At 71.2% G+C, this 21,319-nt stretch carries 3 protein-coding genes; 2 read left to right on the top strand and 1 reads right to left on the bottom strand.

Annotated features, from left to right (window positions below; translation table 11 throughout):
* Window positions 1–170 precede the first annotated feature (170 nt).
* Together LPH33_RS20190 and LPH33_RS20185 are read left to right on the top strand one after the other, a co-directional pair.
* On the top strand, window positions 171–18,977 hold the full coding sequence (locus tag LPH33_RS20190; RefSeq protein ID WP_229565653.1) for a non-ribosomal peptide synthetase: 18,807 nt from the start codon (window positions 171–173) through the stop codon (window positions 18,975–18,977).
* Entirely contained in the window at window positions 18,977–20,716 is a 1,740-nt protein-coding gene (locus LPH33_RS20185; protein WP_229565651.1) for a polysaccharide biosynthesis tyrosine autokinase, read from the top strand. Before LPH33_RS20190 ends, LPH33_RS20185 begins: the two co-directional genes overlap by 1 nt.
* Here LPH33_RS20185 and LPH33_RS20180 read toward each other — a convergent pair.
* Window positions 20,687–21,202, bottom strand: coding sequence for a protein tyrosine phosphatase (locus tag LPH33_RS20180; RefSeq protein WP_229565650.1), 516 nt, complete (start codon window positions 21,200–21,202; stop codon window positions 20,687–20,689). The two genes, LPH33_RS20185 and LPH33_RS20180, sit on opposite strands and share 30 nt — an antisense overlap.
* Window positions 21,203–21,319: the final 117 nt, after the last annotated feature.

Here is a 21,319-nt window from a genome sequence, read left to right as displayed (position 1 = left end):
GATAACCCGTTTCCGAACTGGCCGACCGTTCAAGTGGTGGGTAACCGTGACTGTAAGTAAACTTCTGCACGGATCGTGACCGCGGAGTTGGGAGGCTCTGTCCACGATCGCATGACGGGGAGGATTCTGCACTCCTGCGTCCTGTATTTGTCGGGTGAGGCGAGGGGAGCGTGGTGCATCTATTTCCGCTGTCCCCGAGTCAGCGGGGCCTGTGGTTCGCGCAGCAACTGAATCCCGACATACCGTTCACCACGGCTCAGTACGTCGAGTTCCATGGCGATCTCGACGTGGACCTGGCCCGAAATGCCTGCGAGCAAGCTGCGCGCGAAGTCGAATCGGGCACACTGGTGCTGGTCGAGCAGGACGGCGAGCCGTTCCAGCAGGTGGTCCTCGATATCGAGGACTCTCCCGGTTATCTCGATCTACGGTCCGAGAAGGATCCAGAAGCTGCAGCTCATCGCTGGATGGCGGAGCAGTACACGAAGCCTCTCGACCTGCTGAACGACCGGCTCATCGCCACCACGGTGCTGCGCATCGCGGACGACCGCTATTTCTTGTCGAGCTACGTCCACCACATCGCGCTCGACGGCCAGGGTGCGGTCAACATGCTCAACCGCGCCGCCGAGCTGTATTCGGCGTGGGTCTCGGGCTCCGACGCGCCGCCGCTCAAGGCGATGCCGATTGCCGACATTCTCGATGTCGAGGCCGCATATGTGGGCTCGAAGCGTCAGGACACCGACCGCCAGCACTGGCTCGAGCGCCTCGCCGACCTGCCCGAATCCGTGTCGTTCGTCGACCACGAAGCGCCTCTCGGGGTGCCGGCGCGCCGAGCGAACTCCGAACTCGACGCCGACACCGCGGCCGCGGTCTCGTCGCTCGCCCACGACGCGAACTCCACCGACGTGCCGATCGTCCTCGCGGCGTTCGGCGCGTTCCTCGCCCGGACGACGGGTGTGGTCGACGTCGTGCTCAGCCTGCCCGTCTCGGCGCGCACCACTGCCGCGCTTCGTCGCTCCGCAGGCGTTCTTGCCAACGTCGTGCCGTTGCGCCTGTGCGTGGACCCTGCAACCACACCCGTCGAACTCATCCGCGACGTGCAGGTGGAACTGAGCAGCACCCTGCGCCACCAGCGGTATCGGTACGAAGACATGCTCGCGGATCTGCGCAGCCTCGGCCGCTCCCGCGACGAGTCGGCGAGTCCGTTCGGCCCCACGGTCAATCTGATGATGTTCCATCCTGAAATCGCGTTCGGCGACGTGACGGGGGAGTACCACCACCAGTCCAGCGGCCCCATCGACGATCTCGCCGTCAACGTCTACCCGGGCATCGCCGGCCGCACGATGCGCGTCGACTTCGAGGCCAACCCCAATCTCTACAGCGACGAGCACCTCTCGTCGCTGCACAGCCGTTTCCGCGGCTTCCTGAAGGAATTCGTGCAGAACGCGGGTGTCGCGGTGGGCGATCTCGCCCTCGCCGAGCCAGCCGAACTCGACGGTCTGGCTCCCGCCCGCGGACGCACCGCGCCCGAACCGGAACTGCTGCCCGACGTCCTCACCCGCCACGCCGCGAGCGACACCGTCGCGGTCGTGGACGGAAACGACAGCATCATTTACCGCGAACTCGACGCTCGCTCCGATGCGCTCGCTCATGCGCTGGTCGCGGCCGGTGCCGGACCCGAAGAGCGCATCGCGGTACTGCTGCCCCGCTCCATCGATTCGGTGGTCGCCCTGTGGGCCGTCGCCAAGACCGGCGCCGCCTACACCCCGCTCGACCCCGAACTTCCCGCCCGCCGCCTCGAGCAGGTGCTGCGCGACGTGCGGATCGCCGTCGCCCACGACCACCCGGCACTGCCCGAGCACACCACCCGCATCGCGTCGCCCACCGACGGATCCGGCGAGACCTTCACTGCCGAGCATCGCCTGCGGCCGCTGCACATCGACAACACGGCGTGGGTCATCCACACCTCCGGTTCCACCGGCACCCCCAAGGCCGTCGCGGTCGGCCATCGCGGTGTGTCGGCGCTCGTGTCGACGCTGCGCGATCGCTACCGCGCCGATGAGACGTCGCGGGTGCTGCACCTCGCGTCGCCGTCCTTCGACGCGTCGCTGCAGGAGCTGCTCCTCGCCTTCGACGCCGGCGCAACCCTGGTGATCTGCCCGCCCGACGCCGTCGGCGGACCGGCGCTGGCAACCCTGCTGCGCAACGAAGCCGTCACCCATGCGATCACCGCACCGGCGATCCTCGCCGTCACCCCCGACGACGGCCTGCCCGACCTGCAGGTTCTCGACGCCGGTGGCGAAGCACTGCCGCAGGCCGTGGCCGATCGCTGGTCCACCGGCCGCACGATGCTCAACGCCTACGGGCCCACCGAGACCACGATTCTCGCGACCCTCAGCGGTCCGCTGCAGCCCGGCGCGGGCGTGCCGATCGGCCGACCGATCGACGGCATGACCGCCGTCGTCCTCGACGCCCGCCTGCATCCCGTGCCCGCCGGCGTGATCGGCGAGCTGTATCTCGGGGGACCGGGCGTCGCGCGCGGCTACCTCGGCGCACCGGCCCTCACCACCGAACGCTTCGTCGCCTCACCGTTCGGTGGGCGCATGTACCGCACGGGCGACCGCGCCCGCTGGACCACCGACGGCCACCTCGAATTCCTCGGCCGCGTGGACCAGCAGGTGAAGATCCGCGGCTACCGCATCGAACTCGGCGAGATCGAAGCCGCGCTCGTCTCCTTCGACGAGGTGCAGGCCGCGACCGTCACGGTCCACGGCGAGCACATCGCCGCCTACGTCGTGGGTGAGGTCGACCCCGCCGACCTCACCGTCCGCCTCGCCGACGAACTGCCCACCTATCTGCGTCCGTCGTCGATCACCGTGCTCGACGCGCTGCCCCTCACGCCGGGCGGCAAGGTCGACCGGCGCGCGCTGTCCGCACCCGAGCGTGCCGTGGCCGTCGGATCGCGGCCGCCCAACGGCCCGACCGAGAAGATCGTCGCCGAGCTGTTCGCCGAACTCACCGGGATCGACGACATCGGAGCCGACGACGACTTCTTCGCACTCGGCGGTCACTCGCTCGGCGCCGCGCAGCTCGCTGCCCGTCTCGGTGCCGCACTGGGCCGCGACGTGCAGCTGCGCGACGTGTTCGCCCACCCGACCGTCGCCCGCCTCGCGGCCGCCGCTGCGACGCGACCCGAATCGGAATCGCGACCCGTCGCCACCCCCGACACCGGGCCGTCGCCGCTCGCTCCCGCGCAGCGCCGGCTGTTCCTGCTCGCCCGCGCGCACGGCGACCCGGCCGCCTACCACCTGCCGTTCGCGCTGCACCTCGACGGCGCCCTCGACCTGCCGGCGCTGCAGGCTGCGGTGGCGGACGTCCTCGACCGGCACGAAACCCTCCGCACGCTGTTCCGCCTCGAGCTCGACGGCCCGGTGCAGGACGTGCTGCCGCTCGAGCGTGCCGTCGCCGGTCTCGCGCTCGAACCCGAAGCGGCCGAGGGCGACGTCGAAGCGCTCATCACCGAGTGGGCGGCCGAACCGTTCGACCTCACCGCGCAGATCCCGTTCCGCATCCGCCTGCTGCGACTCGCCGACGACAAGCACGTGCTCGCCGTCGTCGCACATCACATCGCGCTCGACGGTGCGTCGTTCGTGCCGCTCACCGCCGACGTCGCCACCGCCTACCTCGCCCGCACGGCAGGGGAGGCGCCCGCGTGGACGCCGCTGCCGCTGCACTACCGGCACTACGCGCAGTGGCATCTCGATCGCCTCGGCGATCCGGCGACGCCCGACACCCGCGCCGGTCGCGAGATCGACTACTGGACACGCACACTCGACGGTCTCGCCGACGCAGCGCCGCTGCCCACCGACCGTCCCCGCAACGGCGGCTTCGGTCCCGCTGCGGCCGTAGACTTCACGGTGCCCGCCGAGCAGGTCGCGGCACTGCGGTCCGTCGCCGCCGCGCACGACGCCACCACCTTCATGGCCGTGCACGCCGCCGTCGCCGTGTGGCTCGCCGCCTGGACCTCCGGGCACGACATCGCCATCGGCACCGGAACGGCCGGTCGCGACCACCCCGACCTCGACGCACTCGTCGGCATGTTCGTCGGCACCGTCACGCTGCGGACCAATGTCGACCCGGCGCAGCCGTTCACGTCGCTGCTCGCGCATACCCGCGACACCGACCTCGACGCCTTCGCGCACGCCACCGTGCCGTTCGACTACGTCGTCGACGCCCTGGGCTTCTCGCCCTTCCACGTGATGCTCGCCTACGACAACGTGGACGTGCCCGACCTCGAACTGCCCGGCCTCACGGTGCGGCCGCAGGAGATCGCCTCGTCGCAGGCACGATTCGACCTCGAGATCTCGCTGCGCGAACTGCGCGACGGATCGCTCACCGGCCGCCTCGTCTACGACACGAAACTGTTCGACGACGACACCATCGCCCGCTGGGTGACCCGCCTGAGCGGAGTGCTCGAGCAGGTCGCGCAGCATCCGTCGCTGCCCGTCGGCGATCTCGACCTCGGCACGCTTTCCGTCGAACCGGCCGAGCCAGGCCCGGAAGCGACCTTCGCCGAGATCATCGACCGGTCGCCGACGTGCGTGGCCGAACCCGGGGGACAGGCCGTCGAGATCCGCACGGCGGCCCGCCCGCTCGCGTGGACGCTGATCGAGCGGGGCATCGGCACGGAAGACCGGGTGGCCGTCGTGCTCTCGCGGTCGACGCGGTCGGTGCTCGCCGCCGCGGCGGTCGCGCTGAGTGGCGCGGCCTTCGTGCCCGTCGACCCCAACCAGCCCGCCGCACGCATCGCCCAGCTGCTCGACGCATCCGGCGCGCGGTACGCGATCGTCGACGGCGACGTCGCGCTGCCCGACGGCGTCGAGCCGATCGCCTTCACCGTCGAGGGCGACACCCGCCCGATCACCGACGCGGATCGTGTGCGGCCGCTGCACGTCGACGACACCGCCTACGTCGTCTACACCTCGGGTTCCACCGGCCGGCCCAAGGGCGTGGTGGTCTCGCATCGCGGACTCGGCCCGCTCGCACAGTCGTTCGTCGAACGCTTCGATCTGCCCACCATCTCGGACACCGCAACCGACGCACGGGTGCTGCACTTCGCCACCCCCGCCTTCGACGGCGCGGTGCTCGAATACGTCCTGGCGCTCACCTCCGGTGGCACGCTGGTGGTCGCGCCCGCCGACCTGTTCGGTGGCGACGAACTCGTGGAACTGCTTCGCACCGAAGGCATCACCCATTGGTTCTCGACGCCCTCGGTGCCCACCCAGCTCGACCCCACCGGACTCGACGCCCTGCGCACCATCGCGATCGGCGGCGAGGCGTGGCCGGTCGAGACCGCCGAACGCTGGGCGCCCGGACGCACCCTGCTCAACGTCTACGGCCCCACCGAGACGACGGTGCTCGCCACGTCGAGCGAACCCTTCGCACCCGGCGACCGGCTCACCATCGGCACCGGCCTCGTCGGCGTCACCGCGGTGGTGCTCAGCGAACGCCTACGGCCCGTGCCCGAAGGTGTGACCGGCGAGCTGTACCTCGGGGGACAGGGCGTCGCCCGCGGATACCTCGACGCGCCCGCACTCACCGCCGACCGCTTCGTCGCCAACCCGTTCGGCACCGGACGTCTCTACCGCACAGGCGACCTCGTGCGCTGGACGGGACACGACGACGACCGCGCTCTCGAATTCGTCGGCCGCAGCGACCACCAGGTCAAGATCCGCGGCTTCCGCATCGAACTCGGCGAGATCGACGCGACCCTGCAGACCCACCCGGGCATCGGCACCGCCGTGACCGTGGTGCGCGGCGACACCCTCGCCACCTACGTGCACAGCCGCAACGGCCGCCTCGACCCGCACGAGATCCTCGAATGGGCCGCCGAGCGTCTGCCCCGGCACATGGTGCCCGCGACCGTCACCGTGCTCGACGCGTTCCCACTCACCAGCACCGGCAAGATCGACCGCGCCGCGCTGCCCGAGCCGGTGGTCACCGCGACCCGCACCGACGGATATCGCAGCGCCACCGAAGAACTCGTGGCCGGTGTCGTCGCCGACCTGCTCGACCTGCCGAACGTCGCCGGATCCGACGACTTCTTCGCCGTCGGCGGCAACTCGCTGCTCGCGACCCAGCTCGCCGCGCGCCTGCGGGGAGTCGCCGGTCGCCGGGTGGGTGTGCGCGACATCTTCGAGCACCCCACCGTCGCCGAACTCGCGAACCTGCTCGCCGAGGAACCCACCGGCGAGCACCTGCCGCTCGTGCACATCGACGACGACAGCGACGCGCCGCTCGCACCGTCGCAGCAGCGCATGTGGCTGCTCAACCGGTTCGACGTGGCCGACGGCATCGACGGCGGCGACCACATCGCCTTCGCGCTCGACCTCGACGCCGACACCGACCTCGACGCCGTGCGCGCGGCAGCCGCCACCGTGCTGGCCCGCCACGACTCGCTGCGCACGGTCTTCCCCGACAGCCCGTCCGGCCCGCGCCAGCACGTGCTGTCGTCGGTGACGCTCGACGTCGAACCCGTCGACGCCGGCACCGACCTCGATGCGGAGCTGGCCGACTTCGCTCGCGCGCGTTTCGATCTCACCGTCGATCCGCCGATCCGCACCCGGCTGTACCGGACGGACTCCGGCTACGTGCTCGCCGTGGTGATCGACCACATCGCTGCCGACGGCCTGTCGCTGCTGCCGCTCGGCCGCGACGCCGTCGCCGCCTACCGTGCCCACCGCGACGGGGAGTCGTTGGACCTGCCGGCACCGGCGGTCACCTACCGCGACTATGCGCGCTGGCACCGGGCCGTGCTCGGCGACGAGGCCGATCCCGACAGCCTCGCGGCCCGGCAGCTCGCCTTCTGGAAGCAGACCCTCGACGACGCGTCGCCGCTGCTCGCGTTGCCCACCGACCGTCCCCGCACCGCGGCGACCGCCGGTACCGCGGGTCGCGCGAGCTTCACGATCCCCGCCGAACTGCACGCCGCGATCGACAAACTCGCCCGCGCCCACGACGTCACGCCGTTCATGGTGATGCACGCGGCCTTCGCGACGCTGCTGTCGGCGCTCGCCGCCACCGACGACGTCACCATCGGCACACCGGTCTCCGGACGCAGCGACGCCGCGGTCGACGATGTGGTGGGCATGTTCGTCGGCACCGTGCCGCTGAGGCTGCGGGTGCATCCGCGCCGCACCTTCGCCGACCTGCTCGCCGACACCCGCCGCGCCGACCTCGACGCCTTCGCCCACGCCGACGTGCCGTTCGATCGCATCGTCGACGCGGTGGGCGCCGGTACCGACGCGCACCACCCGTTGTTCCAGGTGATCCTGGCGTACGAGTCGTTCTCGCTCGACGAGTTCACGTTGCCCGGCAGCTCCAGGACGATCCGCGAGATCCCGGTGGGCACGGCCCGCGTCGACCTCGAGATGACCGTCCGCGAACGCCGTTCCGAGACCGGTGTGCCCGCCGGTTTGGAGACGATCCTTACGTACGCGGACGAACTTGTGGATTCGCACACGATTGTGCAGTGGCAGTCGTGGTTCGTGCGTATCCTCGATGCCGTTACCGCCGACCCGGCTGTGTCGGTCGGCGGTATCGAGTTGGGCGACGCCGACCTCACCCCCGTCGGCGTCGCGCAACAACTTCCGGCAGAGTCGCTGCCCGAGCTGGTCGCGCAACGCGTGGCCGACGATCCGGCGGCCGTCGCCGTGGTGGGGGACGGGTACTCCCTCAGCTACGGCGCGCTGTGGTCGCGCTCGGGCGCGCTCGCCAAACTCCTCCGCGAACGCGGCGTCACCGCCGAGGACGTCGTCGCCGTCGCACTGCCGCGCACCCCCGAGCTCGTCGTCGCGATCCTCGCCGTCTCCCGCGCCGGCGGCATCTACCTGCCCGTCGACGTCACACATCCCGCGACGCGCCTGCAGGCCCTGTTCGACGACGCGCAACCCACGCTGGTCGTCACCGACAGCGACTTCACCGACGTCCGCGTGCCGACGCTGCGACTCGACGACCCGGAGGTCGCCGGTCGCCTCGACGACGGTGCCCTGTTCGACTTCCCGCTCGTCGCGGATCTCGGCGCCTACATCGTCTACACTTCCGGTTCCACCGGAACCCCCAAGGGCGTGCAGGTGACGCACCGCAACGTGCTGTCGCTGCTCGCCGCGACCGTCGACGAATTCGGACTGCGCGCCGACGACGTGTGGACGCTGTTCCACTCGCCGGCCTTCGACTTCTCCGTGTGGGAGATGTGGGCATCGCTCGGCATCGGCGCTTCCGTCGTCGTGGTCGACCACCTCACCGTGCGCGACCCGGCCGCCTTCGTGGACGTGCTCACGAGCAACCGGGTGACCGTGCTCAACCAGACCCCCACGGCCTTCTACCAGCTCGCCGCCACCGACCACGCGCCGCTCGAGGACCTGCGGCTGCTGATCTTCGGCGGCGAAGCCCTCGACCCCGCGCGCGTGCGCCCGTGGGCCGAACGTCATCCGCATGTGCGGGCGGTCAACATGTTCGGCATCACCGAGACCACGGTGCACGTCACCTTCGGCGACGCCACCGCGACCGGCATCGGAACGCCGCTGCCCGGTCTCGCCGTGGACGTGCTCGACTCGTCGCTGCGCCCCGCACTGCCCGGCGCGATCGGCGAACTGTACGTGCGCGGAGACCAACTCGCGCGCGGCTACCGCGGACGCCCCGGCCAGACCGCGACGCGCTTCGTCGCCGCCCCCGGTGGCACCCGCCGCTACCGCACCGGCGACCTCGGCCGCCGCGACACCAGCGGTGCGCTGCACTATCTCGGTCGCGCCGACCAGCAGATCGAACTGCGCGGCTACCGCATCGAACCCGGCGAGATCGAAGCCGCCCTGCTGCGCAGCGAAGGCGTGCGCCAGGCCGTCGTGCTGCTACGCGACGACCGCCTCGTCGCCTATCTCGTCGGCGGCGACGCCACCGCCGCCCTGCGCGACCTGCGCCGCAGCCTGCCCGATTACCTCGTGCCGTCGGCCGCCGTGGTCCTCGACGCGCTGCCGCTCACCCCCAACGGCAAACTCGACCGCGCCGCACTGCCCACCCCCGACGTCACCGCCGGCGGGGGAGCGGCACCGCACGGACCGGTCGAAGAACTCGTCGCGGACGTGTGCGCCGAACTGCTCGGCATCGCCCCAGGCACCCTCGGCGCCGACGACGACTTCTTCCACCTCGGCGGCAACTCGCTGCTCGCCACACGCCTGGCCGGTCGCCTGTCGGACGTGCTCGACACCGACGTCACCGTGCGCGACGTCTTCGAGAACCGCACCGTCGCAGCGCTCGCCGCCTTCGTCGACGGGAACGGTGAGACCCGTTCGCGCCGTGCGCCTCTTGTCGCCGACCCCGACGCACCCGCTCCGCTGTCGGCGGCGCAGCAGCGCCTGTGGTTCATCAACCGCTTCGACCCGGCGTCCCCGAGCTACAACCTGCCCTTCGCGGTGCGGCTCGACGGGAACCTCGACGTCGACGCCCTCGCCGCTGCCGTGGCCGACGTGCTCGAACGGCACCGCACGCTGCGCACCGTCTACCCGGCCGCCGACGAGTACACCGTGCTGCCCGCCGCGCGCCCCGATCTCGACCCGGTGGCCGTGCCGGAAGACGCCCTCGACGAGTTCGTCCGCGACTACGCCACCACCGGATTCGACCTCACCGTCGAACCCCCGGCCCGCATGCGGCTGTACCGGACGGCTCCGGACCGGCACGTGCTGCTCGTCGTCCTGCACCACATCGCGGCCGACGGCTGGTCGCTCACGCCGCTGTTGCGCGACATCGCCGTTGCCTACGACGCCCGCCTCACCGGCGCGACCCCCGAACTCCCGGAGTTGCCCGTCCAGTACACGGACTACGCGCGGTGGCAGCGCAGCGTCGCCGACGAGCAGATCCCGTTCTGGCTGGGCGAACTCGCCGACCTGCCCGACGAGGTGACCCTGCCCGGCGACCGGCCGCGCCCCGCACAGCCCACCGGACACGGCGCCGCCCATACCGTCTCGCTCGACGCCGACCTCGTCCGCGGACTGCACACGCTGGCCCGTGAGGGTCGCGCGACGGTGTTCATGGTGCTGCACGCCGCCCTCGCGGCACTGCTCGCGCGGCACGGTGCCGGTCGCGACATCCCCATCGGCACCGCCGTCTCCGGTCGCGGCGACCCGCAGCTCGACGACGTCGTCGGCATGTTCGCCGGCACCCTCGTGTTGCGCACCGACGTCGACCCCGACGCCACCTTCACCGACCTGCTCACGCAGGTGCACCGCCGCGACCTCGCCGCCTACAGCAACCCGGACGCACCGTTCGAGACGCTCGTCGAGAAGCTGCAGCCCGCCCGCAGCGAAGCGCGGCACCCGCTGTTCCAGATCGCGCTGTCGCAGGCACGACCCGTCGCGTCGACCTTCGCGCTGCCCGGCCTCAACGTCACCGCCGCACCCGTCGACACCGAAACGGTCAACGTCGACGTGCAGGTCACCGTCACCGAGCAGCAGGACGGCATCGACCTCGAATTCTTCTACAGCACAGACCTGTACGACGCCGACACCGTCGCCGCTTACGCCGACCGTCTGCGCACGATCCTGAGCGCGGCCGTCGCGGATCCGGATGTGCGGGTCGGGGAGATCGCCCTGCACGACGACGCCGACCTGCCCACCATCGGCGCTGTGCCGGGTGCGCCGCGGTCGCTGCGCCAGTGGCTCGCGCAGGGCGCGGCTGCCGGTGGCGAGGAACTCGCGATCGTCGACGACGACCGCGAACTGTCGTACCCCGAACTGCTCTACTATTCCGACGCTCTCGCCGCGCGCCTCCAGCTCGCCGGGGTGAGCCCGGGCGATCCGGTCGCGTGTGCCTACCCGCGCTCGCTCGAATCGGTGCTCGCCGTGTGGGGCATCATCGGCGCCGGCGCCGCACCCATGCTCGTCGACCCCACCGCCCCCACCGCGCGCCTGGCCGAGATGCTCGCCGACGTGCGCGTGGGAGTCGGTGAAGCGCCGACACTTCCGGCGACCGTGCGGTGGCTCGAGGTGACCTCCGACGACGAGGAGCCGCTCGCCGACGTCGTCGATCCCGCACCCGACGCCCCCGCCTACTTCGTCTTCACCTCCGGCACCACCGGACACCCCAAGGCCGTCACCGTCACCCAGCGCGCCGCGAGCGCGTTCGCCGAGGACATCGGCGAATACCTCGCCGCCTTCCCGGGCGATCGCGTCCTGCACGTCGCGGCACCGTCGTTCGACGCCGCGATGCTCGAGATGCTCACCGCCGGCATCTCCGGCGCGACGCTCGTGGTGGCCGACGCCGACAGCTACGGCGGCGCTGCCCTCGGCGACCTGCTCGACAGCGCTGCGATCACCCATGCGGTGATGACGCCGTCGACGCTCGCGACCGTGCCGGTGCGCGACCTGCCGGCCCTGCGCACGCTCGTGCTCGGCGGCGACCGGCTCACCCGCGAGATCGTCGACCGCTGGGGCGACGGCCGTAACCTCGTCAACGGATACGGGCCGGCCGAAGCGACGACTTTCGTCACCGTCTCGCGTGCCTTGCGCCCCGGCGACGACATCGTCATCGGCACTCCCGGTCGTGGCGTCACCATCGAGGTCCTCGACGAACGCCTGCGTCCCGTGCCCGCCGGCGTGGTCGGCGAACTGTACGTCTCGGGACCGCGACTCGCGTCGGGCTACCGCGACGCCGCTGCGCGCACCGCCTCGCGGTTCGTCGCCGGACCCGACGGCCGCCGTTACCGCACCGGCGACCTCGTGCGCTGGACCCGCACCGGTGCCCTCGAATTCGTCGGCCGCAGCGACAACCAGATCAAGCTGCGCGGTGTGCGCATCGAGCCCGGCGAGATCGACACCGCCCTCACCGCACTCGACGGCGTCGACCGCGCCGTGACGCTCGTGCGCAGCGGCCGCCTCATCTCCTATGTCACCGGCGAGAACCTCGACGGCAATAATCTGGACGACGCAGACCTGCGAGCGCAGCTGCGCACCGTCCTGCCCGCGCACCTCGTGCCCTCCGCGATCGTGCCGCTGGCCGCGATCCCGCTCACCTCCCACGGCAAGGTCGACGCCGCCGCCCTGCCCGAACCCGCCGTCGGCGAAGGCAGCGAACCGCGCACGGAGACCGAAGCGCTCGTCGCCCGCATCATCGGCGACGTCCTCGGCGACGGCACCGCGGTGGGACGCACCGACGACTTCTTCGCCGTCGGCGGCAACTCGCTGCTCGCCACCGTCCTCGTCGGACGCCTGCGCGACGAGACCGGCACCGACGTGCCGCTGCGCACCATCTTCGCGAATCCCACCGTCGACGCACTTGCCGCCGCCCTCGATGCGGATGGCTTCGACACCGACGCCGGACCCGTCGCCGTGTCGCCGCGACCGGAACGAATCCCGCTCAGCCGCGCCCAGCGTCGCCTGTGGGGGCTGAGTTCGCTTGCGCCCGATGCCTACCGGCTGCGCAGCGAGGTCAACCTGAGCGGACCGCTCGACCTCGGTGCCCTGCAGGCCGCGCTCGGCGACGTCGCGCTGCGCCACGAGATCCTGCGGACCGACTACATCGTCGACGGCGACGGCGTGTACCAGCAGGTCCACGAAGCGCCGCGCAGCGACCGGTGGCGCGTGCGACTCGAACGCACCGGCCCCGACCAGCACGTGCTGCACCTCGACGTCGACCATTCGATCGCCGACGGCACGTCGCTGCGGCCGCTGCTGCGCGACCTCACGATTGCGTATCTCGCCCGCGTGAACGGCGCGGCACCGCAGTGGGAACCGCTGCCGCTGCAGTACGGCGACTACGCCCTGTGGGAAGCCGAACGCGGCATCCCCGAACGCGAGCTCGAGCACTGGCGGCGCGCCCTCGACGGACTCACCGTCACCGAACTACCCGCCGACGCCACCGGAACCGACACCGGTGCGCGCAGCGTCGACTTCACCGTGCCCACCGATGTACGCGACGCGCTCGCCGACCTCGCCCGCGCCCACGGCGCCACCGAGTTCATGGTGCTGCACGCCGCGCTGTCGGTGCTGCTCGCGCGACTCGGCGGCAGCGACGACATCGCCGTCGCCGCCGTGGTGGGCGGACGCCGCTGGGCGCAGCTCGAAGACCTCGTCGGCCCGTTCCTCGACACCCTCGTCCTACGCGCCCGCGTGGCCCCCGACATGTCGTTCGCCGGACTGCTCGGTCAGGTCCGCGACTTCGACGTCGCGGCCTTCGATCACGTCGCCGTGCCCTACGAGCAGCTGCTGTCGGAGCGACAGAGCGGCGCACCGCAGGTCGCATTGGCGTTGCAGGACTTCGGCATCGACCCGATCAGCCTGGGAGAGCTCACCGTCGAGGCGCGCGAAGTCCTCGACGACACACCGAAGTTCGACCTGCAGTTCACGCTCGCCCCGCGCTCCGACGGCTACACCGGCACGCTCGTGTTCGATGCTTCCCGCTTCGCCGGCCGCACCGCCGAACTGCTCGTCAGCCGCTTCGTCGCGTTGCTCGGCAGCCTGGCGAGCGCACCCGACAGGACCATCGGTGAAGTGGTCGTCGACACCCCGGCCGCCGCCCTCGACGGCGGCGAACCGGCCCCGGCACGCACACTCGCCGAGATGTTGCGCGCCACCGCCGCCGCCCATCCCGACCGGGAAGCCCTGCGCGGCGAGGGTGAATCGCTCACCTACCACGAACTCGACGAGCAGTCCGACGCGCTCGCCGAGGAGCTGCGGGCCGCCGGCGCGCGGGACGGGAAGATCGTGCGCATCGACGCACCGCGCAGCGTCGACTACATCCGCACCCTGTGGGCCATCACCAAGACCGGTGCGGCCTTCACGCATTCGCGGCAGGCGGGGGAGACGTGCCTGCCCGGAACCGCCTACGTCGTGTCCACCTCCGGATCCACCGGCACCCCGAAGCGGGTCGCGGTGACGCACCGCGGACTCGCCCCGCTCGCCGCCGAAGTGGCCGAGCGTTACCGGGTCGAGCCCGGAGACCGCGTGCTGCACGGCTATTCACCCGAGTTCGACGCGGCACTGCTCGAACTGCTGCTCGCGCACACCACCGGCGCGACGCTCGTCGTCGCACCCCCGGACGTCTACGCCGGGCAGGACCTGCACCGCTACCTCGCCGAACAGCGCATCACCCATTACCTGTCGACCCCCACGGTGCTCGGCACCCTCGATCCCGAAGGACTGCCCGACCTGAAGGTCGTCGCCTCCGGTGGCGAATCGCTGTCGCCGTCGCTCGCTGCGCGCTGGGCCGACGGCCGCGTGATGCTCGACGCGTACGGGCCGACCGAGGCCACGATCGTCGCGACCCTCGTCGACATCGAACCCGGCACGCGCCCGAGCATCGGCAAGCCCGTGCCCGGCACCGTCGCCCACGTGCTCGATGCGCGCCTGCGTCCCGTGCCCGCCGGAGCCGTCGGCGAGCTGTACCTCGCGGGTGAGGGCCTCGCCGCCGGATATCTCGACGACCCGGCCCGCACCGCCGAACGCTTCGTCGCCGCCCCCGGCGGTGCCCGCATGTACCGCACGGGCGATCGCGTCCACCGCCGCGTCGACGACACCCTCGGTTATCTCGGCCGCACCGACCGCCAGCTCAAGGTGCGCGGCGTGCGCATCGAACCCGGCGAACTCGAGGCGACGCTGCTCGCCCAGCCCGGCATCCGGCAGGCCGCGGTGGTCGCGGTGAGCGGCACGCTCGTCGCGTTCGCGGCCGGACCGGATCTGTCGGCCGACGACATCACTGCGCGAGTCGCGCTGGTCGTGCCGCCGCACCGCATGCCGACCCGCGTGCACGTGCTCGACCAGCTGCCCCTCACACCGAACGGCAAGCTCGACGTCGCCGCGCTCGAACTGCACGACGCCGCCGCACTCGACGACGACGCGGCCCTCGACCGGCCGCTCACCGACGCCGAGGATCTCGTCGTCACAGTCGCCGAGGACGTGCTCGGCGCCCGCCCGGCCGCGCACCGCGGGTTCTTCACCGCCGGTGGCGACTCGCTGTCGGCCGTCGTCTTCGCTGCGCGGCTGAGCGAGGCGTTCGGCACCGACGTGCCGGTGCGCGAGGTCCTCGCCGCCCCGACCCTGGCCGCGCTCGCCGCCCGCATCGAATCCGGCGACGACCAGCGCGTCGCGCTGCGGCACTACGACGACGCCACCCCGGCACCGATCGCGCCCGCGCAACGCCGCCTCGGCATCGTCGCGCGCGCCGAGACCGGCACCGCCGGTTATCTCGTGCCGGTCGTGCTGACACTGAGCGGCGACCTCGACGTCGACGCCCTCGCCGCCGCGGTGAGCGACGTCGTCGACCGGCATCGCGTGCTGCGCACCGCCTTCACCGACGACGTCCAGGTGCCCGTCGACCCGCCGGTGCTCGAACACTCCGCTCCGGAAGACGTCGCCGCGGCCGTGACCGCCACGATCACCACGCCCTTCGACATCACGACGCAAGCCCCGATGCGGATCCGGTTGTTCGACGCCGAACCCGGCCGCTGGGTACTCGCCGCCGCCGTGCACCACATCGCGTTCGACGGCGCGTCCGTCGGCCCGCTGCTCACCGATCTCGCCGTCGCCTACGCCGCGCGTCGCGGGGGAGAAGCGCCGGTCCTCGAGTCGCTGCCCGTCACCTACGGCGACTACGCGCGCTGGCAGCACGAACTGCTCGGCGACGCCACCGACCCGAGCTCGCTCGCCGCCCGCCAACTCGACTACTGGGCAACCACACTCGCCGGCCTGCCCGACAGTCCGCTGCCGCTGCCTGCCGACCGGCCGCGCCCCGCGCAGCCGACGCACCGTGGCGCGCAGATCGTCTCGACGCTCGACGCCGAGACCCACCGGCGCCTCCGGGAGGTCGCGCGCAGCCACGACGTCACCGTGTTCATGCTCGTCCACGCGGTCCTCGCCGCGATGCTCGCGCGTCGCAGCGGACGCACCGACATCGCCGTCGGCACGGCAATCGCGGGTCGCACCGATGCACGTCTCGACCGGCTCGTCGGCATGTTCGTCGGCACCGTCGTGCTGCGCACCGCCGTCGACCCGGCGCGCCCGTTCACCGACCTGCTGCGCGACGTGCGGGCCACCGATCTCGGCGCGCTCGCGCACGCCGACGTGCCGTTCGACGAGGTCGTCGCCCGTCTCGCGCCGCGCCGCGACCCGTCGTACAGCCCGCTCTTCCAGGTGCTGCTCACGCACCGCGTCGAGGCCGGCGAAGTGCTGCCGCAACTGCCGGATGTGCAGATCGCCGACACCGACGCCGGGGAACCGGCCGCGCAGTTCGACGTGGTCGTCGAACTCGTCGAGCGCGAGGCCGGACTCGACCTGCGCCTGGTCTATGCGACGGATCTGTTCGACGACACCACCGGCGACGCGATGCTCACCGACCTCGTGGCGATGCTCGCCGCCGCCCTCGCCGAACCCGACCGCGCCGTCGGCGATCTCGCCGTGCCGGTGCCCACACCGCTGTCGACCCCGGCCGTCGCACCGCGCACCCTGACCGAGATCTTCGCGACCGCCGTCGAGCAGCATCGCGGACGCATCGCGGTGCGCTCCGGCACCGTCGCCTGGACGTACGGCGGACTCGACGCCCGCGCCGACGAGATCGCCTCCGTGCTCGCCTCCCACGGCGTGCGACGCGGCGACCTCGTCGCGATCGCCGTGCCGCGCAGCGAGTACTGGCCGCTCGCCGTCTGGGCGATCACGAAACTCGGTGCGGCATGGGTGTCCGTCGACCTCACCCAACCCGACGCGCGCAGTGTCGCGATCCTCGCCGACTCCGGCGCCCGCATCGGCCTGACCGTCGGCTACCGCGAACTCGGCCACGTGACGTGGCTCGACCTCACCGCCGACCGCAGCATCGACTTCGACGCCGTCGAACCCCCGCGTCCCGCAGTGACATCCGGCGACCTCGCCTACACGATCTACACGTCCGGCACCACAGGCACACCGAAGGGCGTCGACGTCACCCACCGTGGGCTCGCGGCGCTGCTCGACGTGCAGACCGCCCTGCTCGACCTCGGGCCGGAATCGCGCGTGCTGCAGGTCGCCTCGCACACCTTCGACGCCGCGGTCTTCGAACTGCTCTCCGCCCACGCGCACGGCGGTGCCCTCGTGATCGCCCCCGACCACACCTTCGCCGGGGAACCCCTGCAGGAACTGATCATCGACGAGCGCGTCACGCACCTCAACCTCACACCCACCGTGCTCGGCACACTCGACCCCGAGGCATTCGAGCCGACGACGATCGTCGCCGCGGGTGAGACCCTGCCCGGTGCACTGGTGGACCGCTGGTCGCGGCACCGGATCGTCAACGGCTACGGACCCACCGAATTCACCGTCGCCGTCTCGTATTCCGCGCCGCTCACCGATGACGAGAAGCCGAGCATCGGCACGCCTGTCGCGGGAGCCACCGCCTACGTGCTCGACTCGCGTCTGCACCCCGTGCCGCGCGGCACCGTCGGCGAGCTCTACGTGGCCGGTGACAGCACCGCCCGCGGCTACCGCTACGAATCCGGCCTCACCGCAACGCGATTCGTTGCGAACCCGTTCGGCGACGGCGGGTGGCGGCTGTACCGCACGGGCGACCTGGTTCGGATCCTGCCGAGCGGGGTACTGGACTACGTGGCCCGCATCGACGACCAGGTGAAGATCCACGGCATCCGCGTCGAACCCGCCGAGGTCGACGCCGCGCTGCTGAGCCGTCCGGGAGTCGCGGCGGCCGTGACCGTTCCGCATCCCGGACGTGACGGTGACACCGTGCTCGTCTCCTACATCCAGCCCGAGACCGGCACCGCACCCGACATGGCGGCATTGCGTCGCGCGCTCGTCGCCGACCTGCCGCGGCACCTGCGGCCGGCAAGCATCACCGTCGTCGACGCACTGCCGCTGATGGCGTCCGGCAAGGTCGACCGCGCGGCGCTGCCCGCCCCCGACACCGCCGTCGACGAACCGTATGTCGCGCCGCAGGGACACATCGCGCAGACCGTCGCCGCGGTGTTCGCCCGCCACCTCGAGCTGCCGGTCGATGAGATCTCCGCCGACCGTGGATTCTTCGACCTCGGTGGCAGTTCCATCGCAGCCGTCACCGTCGCCGGTGAACTGCGCGACGAACTCGGAACCGACGTCCCCGTCGAGTGGCTGTTCACCAGCCCGGATCTCGCGGCGCTCGCCGACCGCATCGAACACGGCCGCAGTAATGACGAGCGCGACCCGCGCAGCGACGACGAACGCGACCCGCTCGGCAGCATCGTCGAGATTGCCGGTCGCGGTGACGAGAAACCGCCGCTGTTCTGCGTGCATCCCATCAGCGGACTCGCGTGGATGTACGCCGGGTTCGCGCAGCATCTCGACGGCCGCATCCTCTACGGTCTCCAGGCAACGGGCTTCGACGACATTCCGGACAGCATCGAGGGACTCGCCGCGCGGTATGTGACCGAGATCCGTAAGGTGAGGGCCGATGGTCCCTACCACCTGCTGGGCTGGTCGGTGGGCGGCACCATCGCACACGAGATGGCCGTGCAGCTCCGCGAGCACGGAGAGCAGGTCGGTGCGGTAGTGCTGCTCGACACGCTCACGCCCGAGACTGTGCCTGCCGAGCCCCACCCGACGGCAGAGAACGTACCCGACATCGCCGGGCTGCCCGAAGAACTCGTCGCCGAGGTCCGGCGCCGCACCGACGCCGCCGCGCAGGCCGTCGAAGACGCGGTGCGCCGACACACCCTCAGCGAATACGACGGCGACATCGACCTGGTGGTCGCCGAACCCGATCTCGACCGGCACCCAGATCTCGCCGCCACCTGGCAGCGATATGTGCGCGGTCTCGTCGTCGAACATCCGGTGCCGTTCACGCACTCGGAACTGGCCGATGCGGACGCGGTGCGTGCGATCGGCCCGGTGCTCGACAGCGTGCTCGAGCGCCACGACGACCCCCACGCCGCGCCCGCCGGGTGCGCACGCAGTGTTACCGCAACGAGGGAGACGCCCTGATGGAAGTACATGATTACCTGCGAATTCTGCAGGCGAGGTGGAAGATCGTCGCCGTCACGACGGTGGTGGCGGTTCTTGCCGCTCTCGGCGCCTCCCTGCTGACCACGCCGCAGTACGAAGCCAAGACGCGTCTGTTCGTGTCGACCTCGTCGGGCGCATCGGTGCAGGAGATCTACCAGGGCAACCTGTTCTCGCAGCAGCGAGTCACCTCCTACACCGAACTGCTCGAGGGCACCACCCTCGCGCAGCGCACCCTCGAGAAGCTCGGTCTCGGCGACATGTCGGCCGTCGATCTGGCCGGCAAGGTGACCGCTTCGTCGACTCCCGACACGGTGCTCATCGACACCGCCGTCACCGACGAGTCGCCCGAGCGTGCCCGCGACCTCGCCAACGCGCTGTCGGACGAATTCGTCGTCATGGCACGCGAACTGGAGACCCCGGAGGACGGCGGCCCGCCCACCGCCCGCGTGGTGGTCGAGCAGTACGCAGCCACGCCGTCGTCGCCGGTGACGCCGAAGACCACGCGGAACGTCGCGCTGGGTCTGGCCGTCGGTCTGCTGCTCGGTATCGCCCTTGCGGTGCTGCGTGACCGCCTCGACAACACCATCAAGGACCGCAACGCCGTCGAGGATCTCGCCGGCACCGGTGTGGTGGGTGTGATCCCGCTCGACAAGGCCCGCCAGGAAGAGCCGGCGATCGTGTTCGCGGAAGCCAACAGCGGCGACGCCGAGGCCTACCGCGAGATGCGGACCAACCTGCAGTTCCTCGAGGTCGACAACCCGCCGCGCGCGATCGTCGTCACCAGCTCGCTGCCCAGTGAGGGCAAGACCACCACGGCCGTCAACCTGGCTCTGGTGCTCGCCGAGGCCGGTCACTCCGTGGTGCTCGTCAAAGCCGACCTGCGCCGCCCGCGTGTGACGAAGTACCTCGGTACGCTCGGCGACGCCGGCCTGTCGAACGTGCTCGCGCACACGGCCTCGCTCGAGGACGTGCTCCAGCCGACCCGTTTCGACGGCATGTGGGTGCTCGCTGCGGGCGGTCTGCCGCCCAACCCGTCCGAGCTGCTCGGTTCCGCGCATGCGCGGGAGGTCATCGAGGACCTGCGGTCGCGCTTCGACTACGTCATCATCGACGCGCCGCCGCTGCTGCCCGTCACCGACGCGGCGATCCTCACGAACATCGCCGACGGTGCGCTGCTCATCGCGCGCTACGGCAAGACCACCCGTGAGCAGTTCGGTCGGGCAGTCGGCAACCTGCGTGCGGTCAATGCGCCCGTGCTGGGCACGATCCTGTCCATGACCCCCACCAAGGGGCGTGGCAGTGCCTACGAGTACCGGTATTACTACAGCTCCGACAAGGACGGTGCCACCCCGGCAGTCGCTCAGACGAGCACGCCGGCGACGCAGCGTGTCGGTGCACCGGCCCCGACTGCACCGGCCGCTCAGCCGGCTCCGCAGGCGCAGGCACCCGTCGAGGGACCGGCCCGGCCGCAGAACGGTCACCGTCACGTCGAGCCGCCGGCCACGCAGGCCTACCCGGCGCCGAGCAACGACGCCTACCACTACCGCGCTGCGGAGCAGTTCCCGCCGGCGCCGCAGCCGGCATCGGAGCGGTACGGCAACGAGCCCTACCAGGCGCCGCAGGCGTACTCCGCCGCCGAGCCGCTGTCGCGACCCGTGGTGCACGCACCGCGGCGCCCGGTGAACGACTCAGGCTCGGAGAGCGGCGAGGAGAGGTAGCAACAGATCGGCGATCTCGGATCCGACCGTGACGAACGTCTCCTCGTCACGGCCGATCGGGTCGACGATGTCCTCCGGCCCGGGCGCAGACATCTGCGCCCGGGCCGTCGTCAGTTCTGCGATGGTCCGCGCACCGGTGGCGTTCTGCAGCCTGGCGGCCTCGCGCAGCGTGAACGTCACGCGCATCCTGCGCGGTGCGAGCTGGACGACCTTGGCGCGGTGCCGCTCGCTCATCGTGATGATCATGTCGGAGTCCTCCGCGATCTGCGGGGTGATCCGACGCGCGGCGAATCTGTCCGGATCGCCTCCGAGCTGCTGCAACACGAGTGCCGCGGTGGGTTCCATGCCGTAGCCGACCATCGCCCGGGTGCCGGCGCTGTGCGCCGAGAGGTCGTCGCGACCGGCCTCGGCCGCGTAGGCGGTGGTCAGCCTTTCTGCGGTGGGTGATCGGCAGATGTTTCCGGTACACACATAGAGAATCCGCATTCGGCGATCCTATGGGAGACGCCTTCCGGACGCTCAGGAGACATCTGTGGAGTGCTCGGTCCCGGTGTACGTCATCCGAACGGCCCTCGTGACCGATCGGTAACGTTCTGTACCATC

Source organism: Rhodococcus sp. RDE2 (assembly GCF_020885655.1).
GTDB classification, from domain to species: Bacteria; Actinomycetota; Actinomycetes; order Mycobacteriales; family Mycobacteriaceae; genus Rhodococcus; species Rhodococcus pyridinivorans.
This window is presented reverse-complemented; position numbering and strand designations above follow the sequence as displayed.

Coding starts and splice junctions, on each gene's coding strand:
- LPH33_RS20185 (WP_229565651.1), top strand. CDS start 18,977: ATGGAAGTACATGATTACCTGCGAATTCTGCAGGCGAGGTGGAAGATC.
- LPH33_RS20180 (WP_229565650.1), bottom strand. CDS start 21,202: ATGCGGATTCTCTATGTGTGTACCGGAAACATCTGCCGATCACCCACC.